An 853-nucleotide genomic window follows, 5' to 3' on the forward strand; every position below is an offset into this window, starting at 1 on the left:
TTTGCCAGCTCCCCGAAGCTTTTCGCAGGCTACCGCGTCCTTCATCGCCTGTGATCGCCAAGGCATCCACCACATGCACTTGTTCGCTTGACCCTATAACGGGTGTGTCTCTCTCGATGGGAGTTGGCGCTTTAGCGCCTACTCCCATCCGATCCCCGGAGGGGATGGAACCTTCACTGGGAAGGCCGAGCAGTTTGCACACTCGCTACAGGTTGAGTATTCGTGTTGCGCCGTATTCCAAAGCAATCTTTCGATCACTTAAAAATACATTGATACAATCACAACCCTGATTCACCTACTCGCACACCCATCTCCAGGTATGCTTTCGTGAATCTCTTTACTACTTCTTCCTGATTGTTAAAGAACGTTCAGCCGATATCACGGTTGCTATAACCATGCATCTCTCTGACTGGCTCAATCGCCAATGCACAGCGCTCGGTGTCTTTCACACAGAACGCTACGCATTGAGGATTGGTGGAGGATGACGGGATCGAACCGACGACCCCCTGCTTGCAAAGCAGGTGCTCTCCCAGCTGAGCTAATCCCCCAGTCATACAGATATCCCAGAGGCGCCAGACGGCCAGCTCACCCCAGACAAGACAGTGGTGGGTCTGGATGGATTCGAACCATCGACCCCCGCCTTATCAAGACGGTGCTCTAACCGACTGAGCTACAGACCCCTGAGTCTGTCTGCGTTTCTTTACTACTACAGCCGATAAGCGTGAGCGCTCAACGCTTGACACGTCTAGCTCGAGAAAGGAGGTGATCCAGCCGCACCTTCCGATACGGCTACCTTGTTACGACTTCACCCCAGTCATGAATCCCACCGTGGTAAGCGCCCTCCTTGCGGTTA

Annotated in this window: 2 tRNA genes and 2 rRNA genes; all 4 read right to left on the reverse strand. The window is 53.5% G+C overall.

The window, feature by feature from the left end:
• Positions 1-93, reverse strand: a 23S ribosomal RNA gene (locus JMY24_RS38110); the annotation flags it as partial.
• 379 nt (positions 94-472) lie between these two features.
• Positions 473-548: transfer RNA gene (locus tag JMY24_RS38115), tRNA-Ala, on the reverse strand.
• 55 nt (positions 549-603) lie between these two features.
• Positions 604-680 (reverse strand) — tRNA-Ile (locus tag JMY24_RS38120).
• A gap of 75 nt (positions 681-755) precedes the next feature.
• Positions 756-853, reverse strand: a 16S ribosomal RNA gene (locus JMY24_RS38125); the annotation flags it as partial.

This window comes from Paraburkholderia kirstenboschensis (assembly GCF_904848585.1).
Lineage (GTDB): Bacteria > Pseudomonadota > Gammaproteobacteria > Burkholderiales > Burkholderiaceae > Paraburkholderia > Paraburkholderia kirstenboschensis.